Origin of the sequence: Sphingobium lactosutens DS20, assembly GCF_000445105.1 — a bacterium.
GTDB lineage: Bacteria > Pseudomonadota > Alphaproteobacteria > Sphingomonadales > Sphingomonadaceae > Sphingobium > Sphingobium lactosutens.
This window is the reverse complement of sequence record NZ_ATDP01000037.1, coordinates 1-8,655: the sequence shown is the minus strand read 5'-3', so window position 1 is coordinate 8,655 and position 8,655 is coordinate 1. Positions and strand designations below refer to the sequence as shown.

At 64.0% G+C, this 8,655-nt stretch carries 7 protein-coding genes and 1 pseudogene; 4 read left to right on the top strand and 4 right to left on the bottom strand.

Annotated elements, in window-relative coordinates; all coding sequences use genetic code 11:
• Positions 1-375 precede the first annotated feature (375 nt).
• From RLDS_RS30370 to RLDS_RS30360, 3 genes are read left to right on the top strand one after another with little or no spacing between them, the layout of a single operon-like run.
• The gene (locus RLDS_RS30370) at positions 376-1,833 is read left to right on the top strand and encodes a Mu transposase C-terminal domain-containing protein (RefSeq protein ID WP_236616773.1); all 1,458 of its coding nucleotides are present in this window, start codon (positions 376-378) and stop codon (positions 1,831-1,833) included.
• A complete protein-coding gene (locus RLDS_RS30365) occupies positions 1,830-2,645 on the top strand; it encodes a TniB family NTP-binding protein (RefSeq protein ID WP_084514624.1) in 816 nt (271 codons plus the stop codon). Before RLDS_RS30370 ends, RLDS_RS30365 begins: the two co-directional genes overlap by 4 nt.
• Positions 2,642-3,673 (top strand): TniQ family protein, encoded by a 1,032-nt coding sequence (locus RLDS_RS30360; protein ID WP_021224396.1) that lies wholly within the window; start codon positions 2,642-2,644, stop codon positions 3,671-3,673. Before RLDS_RS30365 ends, RLDS_RS30360 begins: the two co-directional genes overlap by 4 nt.
• Here the strand turns inward: RLDS_RS30360 and RLDS_RS30355 are convergent.
• Complete coding sequence (locus RLDS_RS30355; protein WP_031297253.1) at positions 3,624-4,592, bottom strand: hypothetical protein; 969 nt, start codon at positions 4,590-4,592, stop codon at positions 3,624-3,626. The genes RLDS_RS30360 and RLDS_RS30355 overlap by 50 nt on opposite strands.
• A 222-nt stretch (positions 4,593-4,814) precedes the next feature.
• Here RLDS_RS30355 and RLDS_RS30350 point away from each other — a divergent pair, with 222 nt between their 5' ends.
• On the top strand, positions 4,815-5,972 hold the full coding sequence (locus tag RLDS_RS30350) for a tyrosine-type recombinase/integrase (protein WP_021224398.1): 1,158 nt from the start codon (positions 4,815-4,817) through the stop codon (positions 5,970-5,972).
• Positions 5,973-5,985: 13 nt separating this feature from the next.
• On the opposite strand, the pseudogene RLDS_RS54940 reads toward RLDS_RS30350, so the two are convergent.
• The 3 genes and pseudogenes from RLDS_RS54940 to RLDS_RS30330 form a co-directional block, all read right to left on the bottom strand.
• Positions 5,986-6,743 (bottom strand): annotated as a pseudogene (locus RLDS_RS54940) (IS5 family transposase).
• An 84-nt stretch (positions 6,744-6,827) separates the two neighbouring features.
• Positions 6,828-8,078 (bottom strand): hypothetical protein, encoded by a 1,251-nt coding sequence (locus RLDS_RS30335; protein ID WP_021224334.1) that lies wholly within the window; start codon positions 8,076-8,078, stop codon positions 6,828-6,830.
• 98 nt (positions 8,079-8,176) lie between these two features.
• Complete coding sequence (locus RLDS_RS30330) at positions 8,177-8,581, bottom strand: hypothetical protein (RefSeq protein ID WP_021224333.1); 405 nt, start codon at positions 8,579-8,581, stop codon at positions 8,177-8,179.
• Between the last annotated feature and the right edge of the window lie 74 nt (positions 8,582-8,655).

Genomic DNA, 8,655 nt, shown 5'->3' with positions numbered 1-8,655 from the left:
CTGTCGGCTGCCAAAGTTTATGGAAACCGCATTTATGCACTGAATATCAATGTATTATCCTGATTTCCATGCCAACAATTCTGGCAGGTTAGGATTCCGTGTCGATGCCTCTGCCAGAATTGATGTCATTGAATCGGTCGATATCCGGCCACGGGAGGTCGGGTGATCGAACGCAAACCGAGCCGCACGAAAGTCGCGTCCACGGAAGCTCTGGCGACAGGTGCGGAACTCTACCCCATCTTCAGACGCCTCGTCCCACTCGACGGGCCACTGACAGCACAAGTCATTGACGCTGTCGCTGCCCAGTCAGGGCTGAGCGACCGTCAGATACGACGACTAGTAGGCAGATTTCGCGCAAATCCTGTGGCGTCGAGCTTGGCTCCAACCCCTCGCGGTCCCCGGATTGGCAGTCATCGCATCGCCGAGCCGGTGAGGGAGGCGATCGACCGGCTTACCCAGGAAGTATTCCTGACAAAGCCACCGCCCACTGCGGCCCTGGCAGCCCGGGAAATTCATGGTCTTTTGATCGCGCAGGATGGGGAGTTCTGCTTCGCGCCGGGCGAGGTACCGAGCGAGCGCACTCTGATCAGGTTGATCGGCGAGATATCCGAGCCTCAGCGGGCTCGCTCGAGCATGGGCTCGAAGCAGCGCAGCGCCCATGAGCCTCATCCGGGCGCCTATCACAGCGAGGGCCTGCTCGATCTCGTGCAGATGGATCATACGCGGGCAGATGTGATTCTCGTCGACAGCGTACATCGCGAGGAGCTCGCCCGCCCCTGGATAACGTTGCTGGTTGAGGTCTGGACCCGCAGTATTCTGGGCTTTTATGTCAGTTTCGGCGATCCTTCGATTTTCCGCTGTGGCCGGGCGGTGGCCAACGCCTTGCTGCCCAAGGAACCGCTGCTTGAGCAATTGGGCGTCGATGTCTCCTACCCGATGTATGGGCAATTCCGGCGGCTCCATGCCGATCACGCAGCACCGCACCGGGCGGAGAGCTTCAGGCGAGCTTGCCTGGCCAACGGCATCGATCCCGACATCCGTCCACGCGGACCGGCCCACTTCGGAGGCCACATCGAGCGCCTGATCGGCACAATGGTTGGGAAGATGCGGCTGCTACCTGGTGCGACGGGCGGCAATGTCACCCAGCGCGATGGTTATGACGCCGGACAGGCGGCAGCGATGACCTTGCCCGAATTCGAGCGCTGGCTGCTGTTCCAGATCGCCATCTATCACAACGGTCCGCACAAGGGGCTGGGCGGACAATGTCCTGCACAGGCGTGGAAAACGGCGGTTTCCGGCCATTCTCCGCTGCTACCGGCTTGCCTTGATGTTGAGCATCTCACCCGCCAGTTCCTGCCGGCGCGGCAGCGAACCGTTCAGGCTTACGGCGTTCAAATCCTGCACCGCCGCTACTGGAATCCGGTTCTGGCGGCCCGAATTGGCCAACAAATCACCGTGCATCATGATGAGCGCACGCTGCAGCGGATCTATGCGGAGATCGATGGCCAGTTCGTAGTCTTGCCCGTGGTCGGCGACTACCCAGATATCAGCGAGCCCGAATGGGAAGCCGAACGGCAACGCCAGCGGCGGGCAGGGGCGGCGTTTCAGGCGGATGGCGCAAAGGCAGCGACCGCCCGGTACATTCAGGCCGCGCGGCGCGAAGTCGCCATGGCACGGCAGCGCACAGCGAGTAGCCGACAAGAGCGCAAGCGGCAGGAGCGCGAAGGCGTGGCACACTCACCCCAGGCCAAGGGGCGGATCGAACGGGCCGAAGTTCATTGGATCCCGGCTGCGGATCTGCCGGACAATGATTGGCTGAAATGGCGCAAATGAGCGGAAATTCAGCCTTCTGGATCGATTTCGACGAAGCGCGCACGGCGGTTACGACACTGGTCGAACTGGCGCACGACGAGCCCGACGAGCGACCGCCCTGCGTCTTGCTTGTCGGCCAGTCGGGGATGGGCAAGACCTCGATCCTGCGCGAGACCCAGCGCCGGATTGCGCTCGATTTTCCCGAACCTGCCGATTGGGGTGAGGCCCGTTACGAGCCGATGTTGCGCACGGTCATTCCGTCGGGTTCAACCGCGCTCAAGATCAACCTGACGCTGCTGTGGAAGCAGGGCTGGCCGATCACCGGGAAAACCCACCGTATTGCCGATCTCAAGGTGGTTGAACTCCTGCGTCGGCAGCGCACAAGGCTCGTGGGGATCGATAATGTCCATGCCATCCTCACCGCTGGCGGCAGGGCGCGGCGCGACACGCTCGATGCATTCCGCTTCCTGATGAGCGAGGGCAATGTCCCGATGGTGGTCGCCGGGCTCGACGTCGCGGCGGACATCTTTGCCGAAGATGTCGAGCTGGCCTATCGCTCGATCATCGTGCGGCTCAATCCCTGGGCGCCTGGCGAGGCATCGCAGCGGCTGATCCGCGTTCTGGCGCACGGGATGCAGCTGATTGAGCCTGACCGGCTTGCTGAGCCGGAAATCGCCGAATTCCTGTGGCGCCACAGTCTCGGGGTTACCGGCAACTTCAAACGGCTGCTGCACTGGGGACAGAAGGTTGCGCGTCGTCACGGCCGCGAATGCGTCGAATTCGCCGATATCCGTGAGGCTGCGGGTTTGCTCCCCGGTCACCCGGCGCGGTGATCGCGCTCGGGCTCGAGCCGGAGCCGCTGGCGTTCCGGGTGCGACCGCTTGCCGATGAATGTTTCGACTCCTGGATCGACCGGGTGACCCGGGCCCACGAGACGACCCGTGCGGCGCTTTTCCGCCATGTCGGGATCGAACCGGCTCTTGCTGGATACGACCTGGCGCGCGGCGCGCGGGGGCTGGACGTGGCTTGGCACAGTGCCTTTGCCAATCTGGTCGAGCGCCTCGCCTGGGCCGTGCAATGCCAAAACGACAGGATTTCCGCCACTTTTCTCGCCTGCCAGGCGCACGACGTGCTGCCGCGGCGCATAAGGCGATACGCCTGTGCGCGCTGCTGGTACGAAGCGGGACGGGCGGGCAAGCCGATGATCGTCCGCCGGGAATGGATCTTGCGGGCAAGCTGGCGTTGCCACGACCACGAGTTGCCGTTGACCGACATGGCCAGCCTGTTGCGGGACGTTGCGAGCCCGATTTCGCAAGCGGATCTGGGATTGGCTACCATTGTGGCGGAGCGGCGACGCTGGGCATACCGGGTTCGACCAGGCGCGCTGCGGCGTAATGCGGCGGAATTGGCCTATCTGGCCGGCTCCCGCGATGGGCATGGCATGGCGCCGCCCAACAAACGCTACCATGCCCGTTTCGCCGCAAACCTGTTCCACTTTTCGGCCGATCGCATCGGCATGCTGGCCCTCGCGCATGGCAACCGGCATGCGCTTGCGCGCCGCTTCGAGCGTCTGGTTGCGGCACGATTGCCCGAATGTCCGACAGTCGGCGGCGGCGTTCAAGCGCCTGTGAAAATGCCTTACCGCCTGCGGGCCTGTGCTCCGCCCAAGTCAGCCTCGGCGTGGATGGCGCCGGAGTTCCTCGACTTGCTGCGCGCCTATGCCTGGGTGCGGGAGCGCAGGGATATCGATGAGGCCAGGGCGGCGGTGTTCGAGCGCCACTTCGGCGGCCTGCTGGGGCTGCCCGCGGCAGCTATTTTGAGCTCAGGTAACGCCAGTCGGGCATGGCCACCGGGATATTGAGGGTGCACAGGAAGGGCGCGAATGGCCCCTGACTGCGCGCCAAATGGCCTGCCTCCAACTGGCGCAGGAGCTTGCCTGCCCCGGCCTTGGTCGCTGGCAGCGCGCGGGCGAGCTGGGCCGGCGTCAACCCGCCGAGGCCGAATAGCAGCATCCAGGCGAGGTACAGCCGCGAGTTGGTCCGTTGGCTCGGAAATTCACGCGTGAAGACCTCCGCCGCGCGCGGAAGCCGGGCGATGTCGCAGGCGGTGGCGTGCAGCGCCTCGAGCAGATGTTCGCGCGCGTCGGCGCGCCTTTCTTGCGCGCCGCGATCAGCGCGGAACAGCCGGCGCTGGGCCAGGCCCGGGAAGGGCAGGGCGGTCTCGCTCAGGCGAAACGCGTCGCCGCGCGCTGTGGCGGCCAGGTTGATCGCCCAGCACGGGGTTCGCGCGGTCGCGGACAGGGGATCGGGTTCATCGCCGGTTGAATAGCGAAACCCGTCGACCAGCTCGAGCAGGCGCTCCAGCGGCGCAGTGGGCCGCTTGGGCTGGGCGAGTACGGTGAGCACCCGCTCGAGCTCATCGGTGCTTGCTGCGACGATCGTTTCGGCCTCGGTGACCTCGCTCGCCATCGGCCGGATGGCGATCTTGCGCACGGTCCGGACCGCCTGGGAAAGCAGCTTCTCGCGGCGCGGCAGGGCCTGTTCGAACAGGGTCAGAAAGGCATTGCGCTCGGTCGCGCATTCGGCCCCGATCAGCGCGGGACCGAGTGTGATTGCCCGGTCCTGGCGGTATTGCTGCCACGCCCGGCTGAGCCAGCGCAGCGCCAGCGACGCGCGCATTTCCGGGGAATAGAGGGCAGGGGAGGCGAGCAGGGTCTTGGCCAGCGCGTCGATCTGGCCGATCCGGAAAGCGATAGGACTGGCGTCGGTTGACTGTTTCACTGGAAATGTCTCGGCGCGATGTACATCGGAAGGTGGGATAATTGCGCCGGAAAATGCGGTCAATGCAAAGTTCACCTAAACGCCAGTTTGGTATCCTATCATTCGACCCCCTGAAAACACGGATTTTCCATAATCGGATGTTATGGTAAAATCGAGCTTGCCGGAAATGCCCATTTTGGCCAGAAATTGCCCCATGCACGCCGCTCGAAGTACCCTTCGCGTATGACCGCTGATCGACCTTTCCGGTCCTCGGTCGAGCTGGTGCTGGGCGCGCATGCCCCGCTGGTCGACGCGCGCGCCGCGCGCCCGCTGGCGCTCGAGGCGGCGGTTGCGGCGATGGCGCCGGCGACAAAGGCGGCCATCACCGCCGACCTCCGGTGCTTCCTTGCCTGGTGCAAGTCGCGGCGGCCCGTCGTCACCGCGGTTCCTGCCGATCCGGAAAGCCTCGTCCACTATCTTCACTGGCTGGCCAAGGGATCGGAAATCCGGGCCCCGGCCAAACCCGCGACGCTGGCGCGGCGGATCGCCTCGATCGCCCGGATCCACCGCATCCTCGGGTTCGGCGAGAAGGAGCCGCTGCCAACGCAGGCGGGGATGGTTCGCGACACGCTGAAAGCGATCCGGCGTAAGAGGCGCGAACGGCAGCGTCAGGCCGCGCCGCTGCGGTTTGGCGAGGCGATGGCGGAGGGGCAGGCGCCGCCCGAAGGGGTGACGATCAAGGGGCTGCTCGCCTCGTGCGGTACCGACATCACGGGCAAGCGCGATGCGGCGCTCATCAGCCTTGCCTATGACGCAGGCCTGCGAGTTTCCGAGCTGGTCGGGGCAACGGTAGCCGATCTCAGTCAGGCTGTGGATGGGAGCGGGCGGCTTGAGATCGCGCATTCGAAGACCGACCAGCTGGGGGAGGGGGCTCTGGCTTGGCTCTCGCCCGACACCATGGCGCGCCTCTCGGCCTGGCTGCTGGCGAGCGGGATCACGCAAGGGGCGGTGTTCCGGCGGATCAACGTGCTGACCAGTCCGCCAGACGATGCGGGGGAGCAGACTCAGCGGCACTATATCGGCCAGAAGCCGCTCACCCGGCAAGGCGTGGTGGCGATCCTGCGCCGCCGGGTGTTCGAGGCTATCGACCTTGGCCATGTTGAGCTGGAAGCCGGGATGGAAGGAGACACGGTCCGCTCGCTTAGCGCCCATTCGTTCCGGGTGGGGCTGACCCAGGACTTGTTCGCGGCGGGCGAAGACGGCGCCGGGATCGCGCTGGCCCTACGCTGGTCGTCGCCGACCACCGCGCTGCGCTATGCCCGCGAGCTGGCCGTAGGGAACAATGCCGCGGCGCGGGTGCTGGGACGCTTGCGCGATGGTGGCGGGCAGCCGGGTTCCTAAGGCCTGTGGACATTCACTTCGCGGCGAGGATTGTCGCGACGAGGTGCCAGTTGGCGGTGTAACTGCAGGCAGTTTTCTCGTAGCGCGTAGCGATGGCTCGGAACTCCTTGATCTTCGCGAAGAAGTTCTCGACCAGGTGTCGCCACTTATAGGCATGCCGGTCGTAATTGCGCTTGATCTTGCGGTTCGCTTTGGGCGGAATGACTGCGCTCGCGCCGCGCACATCCAACTCGGCAAGCAGCCAGTCAGCATCGAAGGCCTTGTCGGCCAGAAGCGCATCGAATGCTACGTCCTCGATCAGCGGTGCGACGCCTTTCAGGTCATGAGCCTGACCCGGCAGGAGAACAAGGTTGAACAGGTTTCCAAGCGCATCGACCAGCGCCACGATCTTGGTGGTCAGTCCGCCGCGCGAGCGCCCGATGGCCTGAGCGTGAGTCCCCCCCTTGCGCCGCTCGCCTTCTGGTGAGCCTGAACGATAGTACCGTCGATCAGCGCGTATTCAAAATCCGGCTCGCCGCGGATCTCTCTGAAAAGACGTTCGAAAACACCACCCTTCGCCCATCGCCGGAAGCGCCGGAACACGCTGTTCCAATTGCCGAATTCCGGCGGCAGATCCCGCCATGGAAGACCGGTGCGCACACGCCAGAGAACCGCCTCTAAAAACATGCGATTGTCCTTACCCGTCACACCGCTATCGCTCTTCTTGCCGGGAAGGTGGGGTTCAACGCGCGCCCATATCCCATCCGTCACCACAAATCGCTGCTCGTCCATTCAGAACTCCCCTTGGGAATCCTGAATCAGAAATCAGGCAGCGTGGGAATCCTGAATGTCCACAGGCCTTAGTCTGCCATGACGCTATGACGCGGCGATCCCATCAGAGTACGGGTGCATCTTTCGGCGCTGTGCCTCCGCATGGGCCAGCGCCTCAAGTTGGGCCGCGCTTGAAAGACTTGCATCCTTCCGCAACGAGGCCGCGAGCTGGAGCACGGCGCGCTGGAAGGCTTTGTTGCCGCTGACCCGTTGCCGGACGCCAAGGTTGTAAAGCTCGGCAAGATCCAGCGCGAGCAGGGCGACCGCTTCGGGGATATCCGAGAGGACAATGTCGCGGATGGTGGCGACATACTCGTACGCGCCGCGCCCGAACAGATTGAGTTCGACCAGGCCGTCGGCCATCACGTGGCCGAGCGGTTCGTCGACGAAATGAACCTGGCCCGAGGCGGCGACCAGGCCGTGAGCCAGGTTCCACGCCAGTTTGTCGCGATTTCGGGCAAGCCAGCGCGAGAGCAGCAGAAACTTCTGGCGAAAGGCTTGCTCGAAGGGTTTGCTGTAGGTGGGCCAGACGTCGAAGGCGGCGGGAATGCGCTCGAGTTGTTCGGTGAGGCGAGGGCCGTTGAAGAACGCTTCCGCGCTGAAATGGCGCAACTCCAAGTAGCCCTTGTCCAGCTTGGCGAAATTGGCGGCATAGCCTTTGTCGCGCCCGGCGCGGGCCTCGAGCAAGTTACCAAGCGCCGAGCCAAGCAGGAATTTGCCGGTCGGATCATGCGCCAGATGCCGCAATAGCGGCACGCCGACGGCATGGCGCTGCAAGGCCGTGTAGCGGCTGAACAGCCGGTCGTTGTTCGCGAGCAGCAGCAATTCATCGACGCCGACGATGAACCGGTCGGGATCGAGCCGATGGCCATTCCCGGCATCGATGTTGATGTGCCAACCGCAGTTGGCGGTATGCTCACTTTCGAAGAAGTTGAAATCGCCGTCGATCTCGTAGATCGCGTCGCATAACTCAGATCTGACCATCTCGGCATCGTCCAGGGGCAGGGGAGGGGTCAGCAATTCTACGCCTGCCAGGCGATCTTCAGGCCAGTTCAGTGGATCGAGCCCATATTCAGGGACGACATAAAAGCCGGGCTGCTTCGGGGTTCCGGATGGGGCGGACCAGGCGCGGCCTGTCCGGTCCCGCAATTTGGCCGCGAATGCTCGGCAGAAGGCGGGCGAGGCCTCGTCCATGGCCTCTCCTTCGCGCAGCTCTCTCTCAAAACGAGGCTCGCCGAGGTCGCCAAGAATGACTTCCAGCTCGAAGCCGGCACGCCAGGAAGGGGTTTCGGACATGGTCGGGAAGGTAAATCAATTGCCGGGCGTGTAAACGCACGAGCGGAGTTGCCATTAATTATGGCACAGAAGCCCTTCCACCGGACGCTGCGATGACATCAACTTTGGCAGCCGACAGCAGGGTGCTGCGTGGCAACCGCCGGCGCGCTGATGGCGGTGGGCAGCGTATCGCGCCAGGCGAGCGGGTCGGGATCGGCGAGCGCCGCGGCCCACGCATCGAAGCGGTCGAACAGGTCGAGGGTGGTCGAGCGCAGCGGCCGGCCGGGGATCTGGAGCCCGCAACCCCAGGAAAATACGTCGATTTCGTCGACCTCGGCCGATTGCAGTTGCAGCGCCCGCGCATAGCCTGACCAGGTAGCCCGCCGGTTCCATGCCGAGGCGGCGGAACTGACGGAAATTCGGGCATCCAGGCGAGAAATGGACGCGGTGCAAGACGCTATGGCTGCCGCCATTTGTGGGGTATAATCGGGGCCATAAGAGGCGGGCGAGGGCATGTCAGCCATGCCCAATAGTGAACTGAAAGCAAAGTTCAGTAAAGTATGCCCGGATGCCTAGTGTTGATAATGGATCGTTATCA